The organism is Kribbella sp. NPDC004536 (assembly GCF_042873835.1).
Classification (GTDB): domain Bacteria; phylum Actinomycetota; class Actinomycetes; order Propionibacteriales; family Kribbellaceae; genus Kribbella.
The window spans coordinates 586,845-601,272 of the sequence record NZ_JBIALY010000001.1; the positions used below are offsets into that span (position 1 = coordinate 586,845).

The 14,428-nt window shown below is 68.5% G+C and carries 13 protein-coding genes; 6 read left to right on the top strand and 7 right to left on the bottom strand.

What is annotated here, in order from left to right:
* Positions 1-15: 15 nt before the first annotated feature.
* Both ACFYRU_RS02815 and ACFYRU_RS02820 read right to left on the bottom strand, forming a co-directional pair.
* Positions 16-2,097, bottom strand: coding sequence for a M4 family metallopeptidase (locus ACFYRU_RS02815; protein WP_387652309.1), 2,082 nt, complete (start codon positions 2,095-2,097; stop codon positions 16-18).
* A gap of 227 nt (positions 2,098-2,324) precedes the next feature.
* On the bottom strand, positions 2,325-4,553 hold the full coding sequence (locus tag ACFYRU_RS02820; RefSeq protein WP_387652311.1) for a thioredoxin domain-containing protein: 2,229 nt from the start codon (positions 4,551-4,553) through the stop codon (positions 2,325-2,327).
* 44 nt (positions 4,554-4,597) lie between these two features.
* Between ACFYRU_RS02820 and ACFYRU_RS02825 the strand changes: the two genes are divergently transcribed.
* On the top strand, positions 4,598-5,125 hold the full coding sequence (locus ACFYRU_RS02825; protein WP_387652312.1) for a nitroreductase family protein: 528 nt from the start codon (positions 4,598-4,600) through the stop codon (positions 5,123-5,125).
* Here ACFYRU_RS02825 and ACFYRU_RS02830 read toward each other — a convergent pair.
* The 3 genes from ACFYRU_RS02830 to mca all read right to left on the bottom strand — a co-directional run bounded on the left by ACFYRU_RS02830 (position 5,122) and on the right by mca (position 7,462).
* Complete coding sequence (locus tag ACFYRU_RS02830; protein WP_387652314.1) at positions 5,122-6,090, bottom strand: CopD family protein; 969 nt, start codon at positions 6,088-6,090, stop codon at positions 5,122-5,124. The genes ACFYRU_RS02825 and ACFYRU_RS02830 overlap by 4 nt on opposite strands.
* Positions 6,091-6,273: 183 nt before the next feature.
* Positions 6,274-6,567, bottom strand: a complete 294-nt coding sequence (locus tag ACFYRU_RS02835) for a hypothetical protein (protein ID WP_387652316.1) — start codon at positions 6,565-6,567, stop codon at positions 6,274-6,276.
* A 31-nt stretch (positions 6,568-6,598) separates the two neighbouring features.
* A complete protein-coding gene (mca, locus tag ACFYRU_RS02840) occupies positions 6,599-7,462 on the bottom strand; it encodes a mycothiol conjugate amidase Mca (RefSeq protein ID WP_387652318.1) in 864 nt (287 codons plus the stop codon).
* 57 nt (positions 7,463-7,519) lie between these two features.
* Here mca and ACFYRU_RS02845 point away from each other — a divergent pair, with 57 nt between their 5' ends.
* From ACFYRU_RS02845 to ACFYRU_RS02855, 3 genes are all read left to right on the top strand, one after another.
* Positions 7,520-7,960 (top strand): DUF4307 domain-containing protein, encoded by a 441-nt coding sequence (locus tag ACFYRU_RS02845; protein WP_387652319.1) that lies wholly within the window; start codon positions 7,520-7,522, stop codon positions 7,958-7,960.
* Between the two features lie 209 nt (positions 7,961-8,169).
* A complete protein-coding gene (gene greA / locus ACFYRU_RS02850) occupies positions 8,170-8,682 on the top strand; it encodes a transcription elongation factor GreA (protein WP_387652321.1) in 513 nt (170 codons plus the stop codon).
* 146 nt (positions 8,683-8,828) lie between these two features.
* Positions 8,829-10,094 carry an MFS transporter gene (locus tag ACFYRU_RS02855; RefSeq protein WP_387652323.1) on the top strand — a complete coding sequence of 422 codons (1,266 nt, stop codon included), beginning with the start codon at positions 8,829-8,831 and terminating at the stop codon, positions 10,092-10,094.
* A gap of 125 nt (positions 10,095-10,219) precedes the next feature.
* Here the strand turns inward: ACFYRU_RS02855 and ACFYRU_RS02860 are convergent, their stop codons facing one another.
* Positions 10,220-11,236 (bottom strand): hypothetical protein, encoded by a 1,017-nt coding sequence (locus ACFYRU_RS02860; protein ID WP_387652325.1) that lies wholly within the window; start codon positions 11,234-11,236, stop codon positions 10,220-10,222.
* A 132-nt stretch (positions 11,237-11,368) separates the two neighbouring features.
* Positions 11,369-12,832, bottom strand: coding sequence for an MFS transporter (locus ACFYRU_RS02865; protein WP_387652327.1), 1,464 nt, complete (start codon positions 12,830-12,832; stop codon positions 11,369-11,371).
* Between the two features lie 118 nt (positions 12,833-12,950).
* On the opposite strand from ACFYRU_RS02865, the gene ACFYRU_RS02870 reads away from it, so the two are divergent.
* Together ACFYRU_RS02870 and ACFYRU_RS02875 are read left to right on the top strand one after the other, a co-directional pair.
* A complete protein-coding gene (locus ACFYRU_RS02870; RefSeq protein WP_387652329.1) occupies positions 12,951-13,406 on the top strand; it encodes a MarR family winged helix-turn-helix transcriptional regulator in 456 nt (151 codons plus the stop codon).
* Positions 13,399-14,418, top strand: coding sequence for an alpha/beta fold hydrolase (locus ACFYRU_RS02875; RefSeq protein WP_387652330.1), 1,020 nt, complete (start codon positions 13,399-13,401; stop codon positions 14,416-14,418). The genes ACFYRU_RS02870 and ACFYRU_RS02875 overlap by 8 nt, the downstream gene beginning before the upstream one ends.
* The last annotated feature ends 10 nt before the right edge of the window (positions 14,419-14,428 follow it).

A 14,428-nucleotide genomic window follows, 5' to 3' on the forward strand; every position in this document is an offset into this window, starting at 1 on the left:
CGGATCACCGGGAGCTCAGCTCACGGTGAGGGACGTGTCGTCGACGACGAAGCTCGTCTGCGCGGAGGAGTCCTCCTGGCCGGTGAACTTGATCGTGACGGTCTTGCCCTTGTACGCCGACAGGTTCAGCGTCTTCTGGACGTACGACGTGTTCTTGTTCAGGTTCGAGTACGTCGCCAACGTGCTCGTCGTCGAACCGTCGACGACCTGGACCTTCGCGGTGTCGTACGCCGTCGTGGTGGTGGTTTCCGCGGTGTCGATGCGGATCCAGAACGACAGGGTGGCGAAGCTCGCCGACGCCGGGATCGCGACCGACTGGCCGACGCTCTCGGTGGTGGCGCGGCCGTTGCCCTGCAGCCACAGCTTCCAGCTACCGGTACGCGCCGGGCGGCCGGTGTTGTCCGTGACCGGGCCGGCGGTGCCGGTCCAGTCCACCGCGCCGGACTCGAAGCCCGGGTTCTTCAGCAGGTTGTCACCGGTCGGGGGCGGCGTGGTGCCACCACCGCAGGCGGCCGAACCGGCCGGGACCGAGATGCCGCCGAATGCGGCCTCGATGCCCTTGCACTGCGCCGAGTCCGCGCCGTACAGCTCCTTCGCGGAGTTGATCGCGCCCTCACGCGCGTCCTTGTAGGTGCTGCCCGAGCTCAGCTTGGTGGTCAGTGTGCGGTACCAGACCTTCGCAGCGACGTCGCGGCCGACACCTGCGAACGTCGTACCGTTGCAGGCGGTGCTGTTGTACGTGACACCATTGATGGTCTTGCTGCCGGTGCCCTCGGAGGCCAGGTAGAACCAGTGGTTCAGCGGGCCGGACGAGTAGTGCGGGTCCAGGCCACCGGTGCTGGTCGTCCAGCAGTCCTTGCTGGCCCCGTCCTTCGACGGCTTGTCCATGTAGCGCAGCGGCGTACCGTCGCCGTTGATGTTGATCTTCTCGCCGATCAGGTAGTCACCCGGGTCGCTCGCGTTGTTCGCGGACCACTCGACCATGGTGCCGAAGATGTCCGACGTCGCCTCGTTGAGGCCGCCCGCGTCACCGGAGTAGTCCAGGTTGGCGGTCGCCTCGGTGACACCGTGGCTCATCTCGTGACCGGCCACGTCGATCGCGGTCAGCGGGTGGGTGTTGCCGGACCCGTCGCCGTACGTCATCTGGGTACCGTCCCAGAACGCGTTCACGTACGCGTTGCCGTAGTGCACGCGGGAGCGAGCGCCCTGGCCGTTGTTGAAGATGCCGTTCCGGCCGTGGGCGTTCTTGTAGTAGTCCCAGGTCAGCTGAGAACCGTAGTGCGCGTCCACCGCGGCGGTCGCGCGGTCCGACGCGGCGCCGTTGCCCCAGGTGTCGTCGGCGTCGGTGAACGTCGTACCGTTCCCGGACGTCGCGCCCTTGAGGTCGGTGGTGTAGTTGCCGCCGCGGTTCGGGTCGGTCAGCGAGAAGTTGCCGGACGAGCCCGACGTACCGATCGTGACCTTGCCGGCGTACATCGAGTTGCCGGTGCCTTCCTTGATCTCGTCGTTCTGCGCCAGCACCTTGCCGGAGTTGGCGTCGACGTACGTGTGCAGCACCGACGGGGTCTGGTCGGGCTTCACACCGGTCGTCACGACGTCGTACGCGAGCACGGGCTTGGCCGGCGTCACGAAGACGATCAGCTGGCCTTTGCTGCTGGTGGCCTTGAACTTCGCTGCTTGCGCGCCCTTGGTCTGCGCCGCCGACTGGGACAGGGTCGGCTTGGTGGAGACCTCGACAGCCTTGGCGCCGCGGTTGTAGGTGACCTGACCGATCGACTCGCCCTTGCGCTTGACGATCAGGTCACCGCCGACGACCTTCAGGCCGTTGTACGTACGGTCGTAGCGGACGTACTCCGTACCGTCCGGGTCCTTGACGACGTCGCGGACCTGGAGCTGCTCGCCGGAGCCGAGCCCGAGGGCGGCGGCCGTCCGCGCGGTCAGCGCCTGCTCGGCCTTGACGGCGGCCGACTGGTTGAAGCCGGACGCCGGGAGCGGAGCCGACCGGTCGGCGGCGCCTGCGGTCGACGCTGTGAACGTCGTGGCAAGACCCGCTGCCGCGACGATCGCCACCGCCCCTGCTGATGTCAGTCGTTTCAAGACAACATCTCCTCACGGTGTGGTCGCTGTTTGGGCGCAGCGACCGAATTCAGTTGGGGACGCGCCGGATGCTGACGCAGAAGTGCCACTGCCTCATTTGTGACACTTCGTGTCGATACATGCGAGTTCTGTTACATCCGACGTGAGGACTGACTGTTGTCGCCCGGTCGCCGAGAGTCAAGAGAACTGAGTGAAAGCTGAGGGAAAACCCGCACCCGCGCAGGCGGTCAGTGCGCCGGACGCAACTGCTCCCGAAGGTCTTCCGGCAACGTCACGGGGAGCTTGCACGTGAATTTCTGACACACGTACGCGGCCGGCTGTCCGCCTACCAGCCCGCGCCCATCCATCAGAGGCACCCCCAGATCCGGTGCCCCAGCAACAATCACCGTGCCCCAAGGAGCGTTGCCAAAGGCAACCCGAACAAGTTCTCCAGCAACACCACCCAACCCCGCGGGAAAGGCAGGACCAGCGAACCCCGCCACGCCGGCGGCCGCCGGCACAGGCACGGCGGAGGCGGGCGCGGCCGCGGAGGCGGCGGAGGCGGGCGCGGCGCTGGGGGTGGCGGGAGTGGAGGTGGAGGCGGGCGCGGCGGCGCTGGGGGTGGCGGGAGTGGAGGTGGAGGCGGGCGCGGCGGCGCTGGGGGTGGAGGGGGTGGACGTTTGTGATGCGGGGTTGGTGGTGGGGGCGGGGGTGGTGCTGGTGAGGATGGCGATTTCGAGGGGGCCTGTGGCGGTTGTTTCGGCGACTGCTAAGGCGCGGCCCGCGAAGCGGGGGGCTCGGTTGGCGATGTCGGCGGAGGCGGTCAGGGCTTGGTGGGCGGCGGCTTCGTAGCGGGCGGAGCCGGTCAGGCTGGTGAGGGTGGTGAGGGCTTCGGCGGTGAGGCTTACGCCGGAAGCGGTGGCGTTGTCGGTGGGGTCCTGGGGGCGCCAGATGAGTTGTTCGGCGTCCGCGGCGGTGTCGTAGTAGGTGCCGTCGGCAACAAACTGGTCGAGGACCCGGTCGAGGAGCGCTTCAGCCGTACGGAACCACTCGACGTCCCCGGTAGCGCCCAGCAACGTCAAACAGCCCTGGGCGAACGCGGCGTAGTCCTCGAGTACGCCGTCCGCACTCCCCCGTACGCCGTCCCGCGACGTCCGGTACAACCGCGAGCCGTCGAGATGCACGTCCCGGATCAGCCGAGCCGCCCCAAGAGCACCCTCGACGTACTCCGGCCGTTCCAGCACCACCCCAGCCCGAGTCAGAGCGGTGATCGCGAGACCGTTCCAGGCGGCAACTACCTTGTCGTCACGCCCCGGATAAGTACGAAGGTCCCGTGCGCGCCCCAGGTCTGCGCGGACCCGGGACCAACGGACCTCGTCGGACGGGTCTTCGCTGAGCTGGAGGACCGAGGAGCCGTGCTCGAAGGTGCCGGTGACATCGCACAAGCTGATGACCCAAGCGGCATCATCCGCAGACAGCACCGCGCGGAGTTGCTCAGGCGTCCAGACGTAGTACTTGCCTTCCTCCCCCTCCGTGTCCGCGTCCAGCGCCGACGCGAACCCACCCTCGGCCGTACGCAGCTCGGCCAGCAAGAAGTCAGCCGTTTCCAAGGCGATCCGCCGAGCAAGCGGCTCCCCCGACACAGTCCACCAGTGCGTATAAACATCGAGCAGCAGCGCATTGTCGTACAGCATCTTCTCGAAGTGCGGCACCACCCACTGGCCGTCGACCGAGTACCGCGCGAACCCGCCCGCGAGCTGGTCGTACATCCCGCCACGCGCCATCCGCGAACAGGTCTGCGCCACCATCGCCAACGCGTCCTCGTCGCCCGTACGCCGGTGGTGCCGGAGCAGGAAGTCCAGCACCATCGACGGCGGGAACTTCGGCGCCCGCCCGAACCCGCCGTCCACCGGATCGAAGTCCGTCTTCAGCAGCTCGACGGCACGCTCGAGATCGAAGTCCGCCGAGCCACCACCCTGCTGCGAACCGAGCTGCGACACGACCCGCTTCCCGATCCCGTCGAGCTGCTCACGCCTGTTCTGCCAGGCGTCGGTGATTGCCTCGAGCACCTGCCGGAACGACGCCATCCCACCGCGTGCCTCCCGAGGGAAGTACGTACCGCAGAAGAACGGCTCCCCCGCCGGCGTCAGGAACACCGACATCGGCCACCCGCCCTGCCCGGTCATCGCGACGGTCGCCGCCATGTAGATCGCGTCGACGTCCGGCCGTTCCTCGCGATCCACCTTCACACTCACGAAGTGCTCACTTAGGTACGCCGCCGTATCCGCGTCCTCGAACGACTCGTGCGCCATCACATGACACCAGTGACACGCGGAGTACCCCACCGAGAGGAACACCGGCACGTCCCGCTCCCGCGCCTCGGCGAACGCCCGCTCGGACCACTCCCGCCACTCCACCGGATTCCCCGCGTGCTGTCGCAGGTACGGACTGGTCGATCGCCCGAGCTCGTTCGCCATACCCCCACCGTAGGCGCTGCCGCGCAGGCTCGTTGAATGGGTCCATGCCCGTACATCCGTTGCTTGCCAGTCGTTTCAGTCCGCTCTTGTTCGACCCCGAGTGGACCGTCACGGAGGAGGACGTCGACCTGTTGCTCGAGGCCGCGCGCTGGGCGCCGTCGGCCGGCAACTCACAACCCTGGGCGTACTTCGTCGCGCGCCGCGATCAGCCCGAACACGAACGCGTCGTACGGCATCTCGCCCGCAGCTCGGCCCGCTGGGCGCCGACGGCGTCGGTGCTGATCGTGACGATGGCCCACCGGTACGTCGAGGACACGGACTGGGCGTACTCCGACTTCGCCGACTACGACCTCGGCCAGTCCGTCGCGCACCTCACGCTGCAGGCCCACGCGATGAACCTCGCCTGCCGCCAGTTCCGCGCCTTCGACCTCGAAGCCCTCACCAACGACCTCAACCCCGGCCCCGGCTGGCACATCGTCTCAATAATCGCCGCCGGCCACCCAGCCGAGGACCGTCCCGCAGACCGCCCACGACGCACCACGGAGGAACTCCGAACGGCCCCCTGGGACTAAGCCGTCTGGGAGAGTGCGACGGCTAGGCCGAGGGTTAGGGCCATTGCTAGTAGTTCGACGGCGACGATGCGCCAGAAGGGGTGGGTGGAGTCGAGGAGGTCGCCGGTGGTGCGGGCGCGGTGGACGGCGGCTAGTACGACGAGGAGGACGAAGGCGACTAGCTTTGCGATCAGGAGGGCGCCGTACGCGTCGCCGGTGAGTTCGTCGAGGACGGAGCTCCAGCCGCCGCCCTTCGCGGCGAGGCGGCCGGCGCCGCTGATCAGGCCGCTGAGGACGACGGCGACGGCGGAGACGACCGCGACCTGGCCGTAGCGCTCCATCACGATCGGCAGCCCGCTGCGGCTCGCGCGCCCGTACCGCACCAGGCCGGCCAGTCCGCCGACCCAGGTGGTCGCGGCGATCACGTGGACCACCAGCGCGATGCCGGCGAGTACGACGTACGACTCGTTCCGCGGGTACGTCGTGACCGCGGTCGGGACCACCGCAGCGATCGCGACCAGTACGCCGAGGCCCGCGGCGGAGGACGTCTGCACGCGGCGGATCCCGACCGCCAGCGCGAGGACGAGGATGGCCGTGATCAGCAGGGACTTCACCTCGGGTACGCCGAGCGCGTCGTCGATCCGGAGCCGGAGCAGCCGCATCGGGGTGTTCAGCAGCAGTGCCGCCGTCACGATCGAGGACGCGAACGCACAGACCGCCCAGATCAGCGCGGCGTTGCTCGCGTCCCGGACCGCGCGCCGGCCCTGGACGCCGAGCGGCCCGCCCTCGATCCGGAGCAGTACGACGGCCGCGAGCAGCGCACCCGCACAACCGACGGTCGCCAGCGTCGAGATCAGCCGGAGCAGCGGCAGCAGCCAGGCCCAGAACTCGTTCGGCCCACCGATGCCGCCGGTGTTCCGCGGCTCGGAGCCGGCCGCGTACAGCGCACCCACCAGCCCCACCGAGGCGACGAGGACAGCAGCCACCCCACCCACGACCAGTCGCCCGGGCATACGATGCCGGGCCGAGCGGGTCGCGGTCACCGGAGGGAACGGTCGTGGGTACCTGTCAGCACGCGGCTCACTATAGGGTCAGCCGGAGGTGGGCAGCCCAGTCCGACACCATGTCGTGATCGGCCTACCAGGAACGGTTACCGCACCGATATGAACTCAGTGCGGAGAGTGCTGATCGGCTTCATTCCGGGTCGATGTCGGGTCCGAGGTCGTCGGCACCGCATCGCCAGCCGGGGACGGCGAGGCGTCCGGACTCGCTGGGTCGCCGGACGGTGCTGGGCCGTCCGCACCATCGCGGTCCACGTCGATCCGCTTCAGCTGCTTGGCCATGCTGCGCCACAGCAGGAACGTGGCGGCACCGAGCGCCAGCACGATCAGCAGCGCGACCCAGCCCGGCTTCACCACGTTGGGGTCGATCTCGGCCGTCCGAAGGGAGATCATCGCTGTCACGCCACCATTCTCTCATTGTCCGCGCCGCCCGTCAGCGCAGCCCCGCGAACAGGTCGTTCTCGGGCAACTCGGACTCGACGACACTCCGCGCCAACTCGTAGTCCTCGGTCGGCCAGGCCGCCTGGTGTACCTCCAGCGGTACGGCGAACCAGGCCCCGTCGGGGTCGATCTGGGTGGCGTGGGCGAGCAAGGCCTTGTCCCGGACCGCGAAGTACTCCGCGCACTCGACCCGGGTGGTGATCCGGCGCTCGTTCTCCGGATCCGGCTTCCAGTCCTTCAGGCGTTCGGCGTACGGCGACTCCAGGCCGCGCTCGACCATCGCGTCGTGCAGCGCCTTCATCCGCTCGTAGTGGAACGTGTGGTGGTAGTACAGCTTCAGCGGCTGCCACGGCTCGCCGAGCTCCGGGTACGCGTCCTTGTCACCGGCCGCCTCGAAGGCCGCGACGGTGATCTGGTGGCACATCACGTGGTCCGGATGCGGGTAGCCGCCGTTCTCGTCGTACGTCGTGACGACCTGCGGCCGGAACTCGCGGATCAGCTTCACCAGCGGGGCCGCCGCGTCCTCCGCCTTCAGCGCCCCGAAGCAACCCTCGGGCAGCGGCGGCAACGGGTCGCCCTCCGGGAAACCGGAGTCCACCCAGCCCAGCCACTCCTGCCGGATCCCGAGGATCTCGCGCGCCGCGTCCATCTCCTTGCGGCGGATCTCGGTGATGTTCGCCAGCACCTCCGGGCGGTCCATCTTCGGATTCAGGATCGATCCGCGTTCGCCACCGGTACAGGTGGCGACCATCACCTCGACGCCTTCGGCCACGTACCGGGCGGTCGAGGCGGCTCCTTTGCTGGACTCGTCGTCCGGGTGGGCATGCACATGCAACAACCGAAGATCTCCACTCACAGGCACAATGGTCCTCCAACCCCGCGCAAAACCCACGACCGACCCCCTGGACAACCTGTGACCGAGCAATCAGCCGGGCCGACGGCGGCCACTCCGAGCTCCGACCTGAACGCACGGTACGGGCGTGCCGGTCGGTCCCGGCGGCCGCTGGTGATCGGCGTTCTCGGTGTCGTCGTGCTGGCCGGGCTGGTCTGGCTGGTGTGGGCGGCCTGGGTGCAGTCGAACCCGCCGGTGCGGTCCGAGCTGCAGGGGTTCACCGTGGTGTCGCCGACCAGCGCGACCGCGACCATGAAGGTCGACCGGAACAAGTCGGTCGAGGCGAGCTGCCGGCTGCAGGCGAAGGCCGCGGACTTCTCGATCGTCGGTGAGGTGACGGTCACGATCAAGGCCGATTCGCCCCGCCACCAGACCGTTGCGGTGACGTTGACAACGCAACGCTCGGCGACCTCGGTGGTGCTGGTGGGGTGTACGACCGCCGACCAGCACCGGCCGCACTGACCGGCGGACAAGCTGCCGCGGCAACCGATTGCCGCCGGCTGTCCGCCGAGGGCGGAAAAACCGTGGTAGCAACCGTTTTCCAGGCGTAAGTAACCGGTCAGGACTCCTGCGTGATCGGCGGTCTCTTGCTACGCTCGATGGATTGGTCGCCGTCGACGACGGCGGCCAGCAGTATTTTCCTGCCCATCCACCGACACAAGGAGCAGCCCGTGACGCAGAAGATCGACGAGGACAGCGTTGTCTGGCTGACGCAGGACGGTTATGACCAGCTGAAGTCCGAGCTCGAGCACCTGAAGGGCCCGGCCCGTGCCGAGATCACCCAGCGGATCAGCGAGGCCAGGGACGAGGGCGACCTCAAGGAGAACGGTGGCTACCACGCCGCCAAGGACGAGCAGGGCAAGATCGAGGCGCGGATCCGGCAGCTTGAGGACATGCTCCGCCGCGCCCGGGTCGGCGAGACCCCGAAGGCCGGCGGCAAGATCGAGCCCGGGATGAAGGTGTCGATCAAGTTCGCCGGTGACGACGACGTCGAGACGTTCCTGCTCGGCTCCCGCGAGCTGCTCGCCCTGGACGCGTCGGTCGACATCGACGTCTACTCGCCGCAGTCTCCGCTCGGCGCCGCGATCCTCGGCAAGAAGAAGGGCGACAAGGCCACGTACGAGGCCCCGAACGGCAAGCCCGTGACCGTCGAGGTCGTCGCCGCCGAGCCCTTCACCGGCTGACTCCACCGCAGCTTCCAGCGCCCCGGTGGACAACCACCGGGGCGCTTGCTTGTGCGGGACCGTCTTTCGTCAGACTTGAGCGTTGTCGACTCAACTTTGTTGATACTTGAGTCGACAGCGCTCAACTTGGCGTCTACGGTCGCGGAATGGGCATCCTCCGCCACCACGATTTCCGCCGGCTGTGGGCCGCCGACCTGCTCAGTCAGCTCGGGTCCCGCCTCAGCATGGGCGCGATCCCGCTGCTCGCCGTACTCACCCTGAACGCCTCGACGCTGCAGGTCTCGCTGCTGCGTACCTGCGAGACTGCCGCCTGGCTCGTCCTCGGACTGTTCGCCGGCGCCTGGGCGGACCGCATCCGCTGCCGCCCGGTTCTCGTGTACGCCGACCTGCTCCGCGCACTGCTCTTCGCCTCGATCCCGATCGCCTGGTGGTGCGGCGTACTCACGCTGACGCAGGTGTACGTCGTACTCGTACCGGCCGGCGTTCTCACCGTGCTCTTCGACGTGGCGCACAACTCGTACCTGCCGCGGATGCTCGACCGCGACCGCCTCCTCCCCGGCAACGCGAAACTCGCCGCGAACCACTCGATCGCGGCGGTCGTCGGCGCCGGGGCGAGCGGGCTGCTCGTCCAATGGCTCGGTGCCGCGCTGACGATCGGCCTCGATGCGCTGAGCTTCCTCTGGTCGGCGCTCTGGCTGCGCAGTATCCGTACGCCCGAGGCCGCGCCGGTCAAGCCCGAACGCCCGCACCTGCGCCGCGAGATCGGCGACGGCATGCGGTACGTCTTCCAGCACCCGCTACTGCGGCCGCTCGCGCTGAACACGATGGCGACGATGCTGTTCCAGGCCGCGGCCGGCGCGATCATGGTTGTGTATCTGGTCCGAGGCGTACACCTGCAGCCGGCGACCATCGGCATCCTCAGCATGATCGGCCTGCTGGGCGCGATCGTCGCGTCCGCCGTCACCGAGAAGCTCAGTACGAGGTACGGCGATGCGCGCACCTTGCTGCTGTCGGCAACGGGCATCGGCGTCGCGTTCACCGTGCAGGCGCTGACGGCCCCTGGCTGGCAGGTGAGCTGGTTCGTCGTCGGCACGCTGCTCGCCGGGTTCTGCATCATCGTCAGCTACATCCTGCAGGTCAGCACGCAACAGCGTCTCTGCCCACCGGATCTCCAGGGCCGGGTCAGCGCCACGATGAGTTTCGTGAGCTGGGGCGCCGCCCCGGTCGGCAGCCTCCTCGGCGGCGCACTGGGTACGGCGTTCGGCCTGCACCCCACGCTGTGGATCGCAGGCCTCGGCACCTTCGCCGGCAACGCCGTCCTCTACTTCTCGCCGCTCCGCACACTACGAACCATCCCCTCTCCCACCCCTCAGCTGGTGCAGCTCAACAGGACGTGTCCGCCAGCTGGGTAGTGCACCTGAGCGTGAATCGGTCCGCGCGTACGGTGTCTCGCCGGTGCTCTACCTGTCGAGCTGACACGCCGGCGTACACGTCGGCCGACGAGGCGCCGCGCAGGCAGGGAGGGGCGGGTGAGGCCCTAGTCCGAGGTGACCTGAGCGGTGCCGACCAGGACCTCGACGTCCAGGGCGGCGCGGCCGCGGCCGATCTCGACGTCCTTCGACTGGCCGGAGACAGCGCCGGCCCAGGTGACGCGGCCGAGCTGCGCCTCGGAGTGGACCCGTACGTCGGAACCGCGGCGGAGCTGGACCTGCGCAGTACCGGACTCGACGCGGACGCGCGAGCGGCCCTTGGTGATCTGCGCGTCGAGCTGCGCGGAGCCCGCCTGGACGAGGACGTCGATCGGGCCGTCGACGTCGGCGACCTTCGCCGTACCGGCGGTGACGCGGACCCGGGTCAGGCCGGGCAGCCGTTCGGCGTTCACACTGCCACCGGTGACCTCGACCTCGACCTGGAGGTTCGGGTTCACCCGGATCGACAGTTCTTTGGCGAGGCCGTTGACGTGCGCCTTGAGGTCGGTCGGGTTGCGCAACATGCTGAACCCGTCGATCGAGACCCCCATGTCGCCTTCGCTGCTGATCGCGAGGGTGTCGCCGTCGCGCTTGATCACGTGCGGCCCGTCGACGGCCACGCCGTTCACGGCCGGCTCGCCGATCAGCCGTACCCGCCGACCGATCGCCCGTACCGTCACCCGCTGCACGCCGGACGGAATCGGTACGTTGCTGTGCTCCTCCTCGGCCGGCTCCTCCTCGGCTTCGTCCGGTACGACGTCCTGCACGGACGACGCATCCGCGGCGTGCCGGGCCGCCGGCTCCCCCACCGGTTCGGTGGCAGGTTCGGTAGCGGGAGAGTCGACGGCGTCGGCCCAGACCTCCGTGGAGGGAAGGTCCTCGGCGGACGGCCAGCCGGTGCGGTCGCCGGCGCCGTTCTGCGTGTCCTCGGCAACCGGAGACGTGCCAGCCGGTGCTCCGGCGTCAGCCGTGCCGTCGGTCTTGAGGGCGGCGATCAGCGTGGCACCTTCCTCGGTGGAGAGGTGGCCCTTGGCGACGCGGTCCAGGACGTCCTTGACCTTCTCGTCGTAGCTCTGGTTGCTCATGCGACCAGTCCAGCACCCCCACGGGTCGAAACCAATCGGGGAATCCCCCGAAATGCGGTGGTGCGGACCCCGGGAAGGAGTCCGCACCATCCACTCTCTATAACCGCACAGCCACGACAGGGCTGGTTGTTGTCACGCTGCCGGCGTCATCTCCTCCTCCGCCAGCTCCTTCTGTACCGCGGCCAGCTCGGCCGCTTCGGCTTCCTCCGTCGCCCGCCGGGCCCTGAGGCCCCGCAGACCGGTCAGTGCGATCACCAGACCAAGCGCCGCGATCCCCGTCACGACCCCGAGCCCCGACTTGTACGCCGAGAGCACTCCGGACGTGGCGGTGACGCCTTCGGTCTGGCTGCTGATCACCGCAGTGACGATCGCCAGTACGACCGCGCCGCCGACCTGGTTGGAGGTGTTGAACAGCCCCGACGCCAGCCCCTGCTCGTGGTCCGGGACCCCGGACACGGCCTGGATGTTCAGCGACGGGAACCCGAGCGCGAACCCGAGCCCGAGCAGCATGATGGTCGGGAAGACCGTCGAGAAGTACGCCGACTCCGGTCCGATCCGCAGGCTGAGCGCGTACCCGGCGACGAACAGCGCCATCGCGACGATGATCATCTTCTCGGTGCCGACCCGGTCGACGATCTTGCCGACGTTCGGGGACAGCGTGGCGACCAGCAGGCCGGCCGGGAGGAAGCCCAGCGCGGTCTGGAAGGACGACCAGCCGAGCAGGTTCTGCAGGTACATGGTGCCGATCAGCTGGAAGGCGACGTACGAGCCGAAGACGGTCAGGATGGCCAGGTTCGCGCGCCGCAGCGACGAGCTCCGCAGGATGCCGAGCCGGACCAGCGGGTGCTTGGTCCGGAGCTCGATCACGACGAAGCCGGCCAGCAGTACGGCGGCCAGCGCGAACAGCCCGATCGTCTGCACCGACACCCAGCCGGCGTGTTCCGCGCCGACGACGGCGTACACCAGGGACAGCATTCCGGCGGTGACCATCACCGCACCTGGTACGTCGTACCCGCCGGCGGCGTCGTCCCGCGGGCTGTTCGGGATCAGCTTGATGCCGAACAGCAGCACGATCAGCGCGACCGGGCCGGGCATCAGGAAGGTCCAGCGCCAGCCGACCTCGGTCAGCGCGCCGCCGAGGATCAGGCCCATCGAGAAGCCACTGGCGGCGCAGGTGGTGAAGATGCTCAGGGCGCGGTTGCGGTCCGGCCCTTCGTGGAAGGTGGTGGTGATGATCGAGAGCGCAGCCGGGGCGGTGAACGCCGCGGCGACACCCTTCACGAACCGCGCCGCGATGAGCAGTTCGGGGTTGGTCGCCAGCGAGCTCAGCATCGAGACGAGGGCGAAGACGGCCAGTGCGATCAGGAAGACCCGGCGCCGGCCGAGCAGGTCGGCGGTCCGGCCGCCGAGCAGCAGCAGGCCGCCGTACCCGAGCACGTAGCCGGTCACGACCCACTGCAGAGAGGCAAGGGAGACGCCCAGGTCGGCGCCGATGGACGGCAGTGACATGCCGACCATGGACACGTCCAGGCCGTCGAGGAAGATCACGCCGCAGACCACCAGGAGTGCACCCCAGAGGCGCGCGTCCCAAGTCATACGGGCTGGTGATGTGGTTTGCGTAGTCACGAGAAGAGACTATTGCATGCATGTGCATCTAATGTCTAGGCATTAAATGCGTTTGCATTGATTGCGCATGCATGCTATGTTGACCGACATGACCGCTACGAAGGTCAGCGGTGGACCTGGTGAGACCACCGCCGATGCCAGTGCTGACGTCAGGGAGTGGCGCGAGCTGCTGGCCCGCCACGCGGACCTGACCTGCGCCCTCGACCGGGCACTGCAGGCCGGCCACTCGCTGGGCATGAGTGAGTACGAGGTGCTCGAGCGGCTCGCCGAGTTCCCGGAGCACTCCGCGAAGGTCGCGACGATCGCGAAGTCCGTCCACCTCAGCCAGAGTGCCCTGTCCCGGGTGATCGGCCGCCTCGAGGTCGCCGGCCTGGTCGAGCGGCACATGTGCCCGGAGGACCGGCGCGCGATCAACGTCCGGCTGACCGAGGACGGTCTGCGGCGTCAGGCCGAGGCCCTGCCGACCCAGCGTCAGGTGCTCGCGCAGCGGCTGCACGCCCCGCTCGTGAAGACCTGCGAGCCCGTACCATCTGTGGATGCCTGAGGACTACGCCGAAGCTCGCGAGATCATCGCCGATCTGCATCGGATCGTGACGCCCGACGGCGTCCAGGAGAACTACCTGCTGCCGGCCGGCGGCATCGACCACTGCGTGTACGCGCGCGGAAACGATCGTGCCAACCCGGTGATCCTGTTCATCCACGGTGGGCCGGCGTCGCCACTCGCACCGCTGGCCTGGCAGTTCCAGCGGCCCGTCGAGGAGTACTTCACGGTCGTCACGTACGACCAGCGCGCGGCCGGGCGCACCCTGCGTACCGTCGATCCCGAGACCATCGCGGACACCCTGAAGATCGCGCAGTACGTCGCCGACGCGATCGAGCTCGCCGAACAGATCCGCGACCGGTACGGCGTACCGAAGCTTATCCTGCTCGGGCACAGCTGGGGCACGATCATCGCCACCCGGGCCGCGCTCGAGCGTCCGGACCTGTTCCATGCCTACGTCGGCATCGGGCAGATCGTCGACGCGCGCGCGAACGAGGAGCTCTGCTTCGAGTACGCGCTCGATCAGGCACGAAAGCACAATCACGCCGAAGCGCTGGAGCAGCTCGCGTCGATCGCGCCGTACCCCGGTGACGAGCCGGTGACCCGGGAGCGGATCATCATCGCGCGCGATTGGGCGCAGTCCCGCGGTGGACTCTCGGCGTACCGCGACTCCTCGCTGTACTTCTTCATGGCGCCGCTGCTGTCACCGGAGTACACGGTCGCGGAGGCCGAGGCGATGGGCGACGGCGGCCAGTTCACGCTCGGCCGGGTGCTCGACGAGATGCTGCAGGTGGACTTCTCCGACGTGACCGAGTTCCCGATTCCGATGCTGATGTTCTTCGGCCGGCACGACTACACGACTCCGACGGCGCCCGTCGAGGCCTGGTTCGAGAGGCTCCAGGCCCCGTACAAGCAGGCGATCTGGTTCGAGCACTCGGCACACCTGGCGCCGTGGGAGGAGCCGGGCAAGTTCTTGATCAGCCTGGTGACGTACGTACGTGAGCTGAGCGTGTAGCGAAAAGCAG

What these genes read in the sequence shown, in the direction of transcription:
- ACFYRU_RS02820 (WP_387652311.1), bottom strand. Translation starts at nt 4,553, where the DNA reads ATGGCGAACGAGCTCGGGCGATCGACCAGTCCGTACCTGCGACAGCAC.
- ACFYRU_RS02825 (WP_387652312.1), top strand. Translation starts at nt 4,598, where the DNA reads ATGCCCGTACATCCGTTGCTTGCCAGTCGTTTCAGTCCGCTCTTGTTC.
- ACFYRU_RS02855 (WP_387652323.1), top strand. Translation starts at nt 8,829, where the DNA reads ATGGGCATCCTCCGCCACCACGATTTCCGCCGGCTGTGGGCCGCCGAC.
- ACFYRU_RS02860 (WP_387652325.1), bottom strand. Translation starts at nt 11,236, where the DNA reads ATGAGCAACCAGAGCTACGACGAGAAGGTCAAGGACGTCCTGGACCGC.
- ACFYRU_RS02865 (WP_387652327.1), bottom strand. Translation starts at nt 12,832, where the DNA reads ATGACTTGGGACGCGCGCCTCTGGGGTGCACTCCTGGTGGTCTGCGGC.
- ACFYRU_RS02870 (WP_387652329.1), top strand. Translation starts at nt 12,951, where the DNA reads ATGACCGCTACGAAGGTCAGCGGTGGACCTGGTGAGACCACCGCCGAT.
- ACFYRU_RS02875 (WP_387652330.1), top strand. Translation starts at nt 13,399, where the DNA reads ATGCCTGAGGACTACGCCGAAGCTCGCGAGATCATCGCCGATCTGCAT.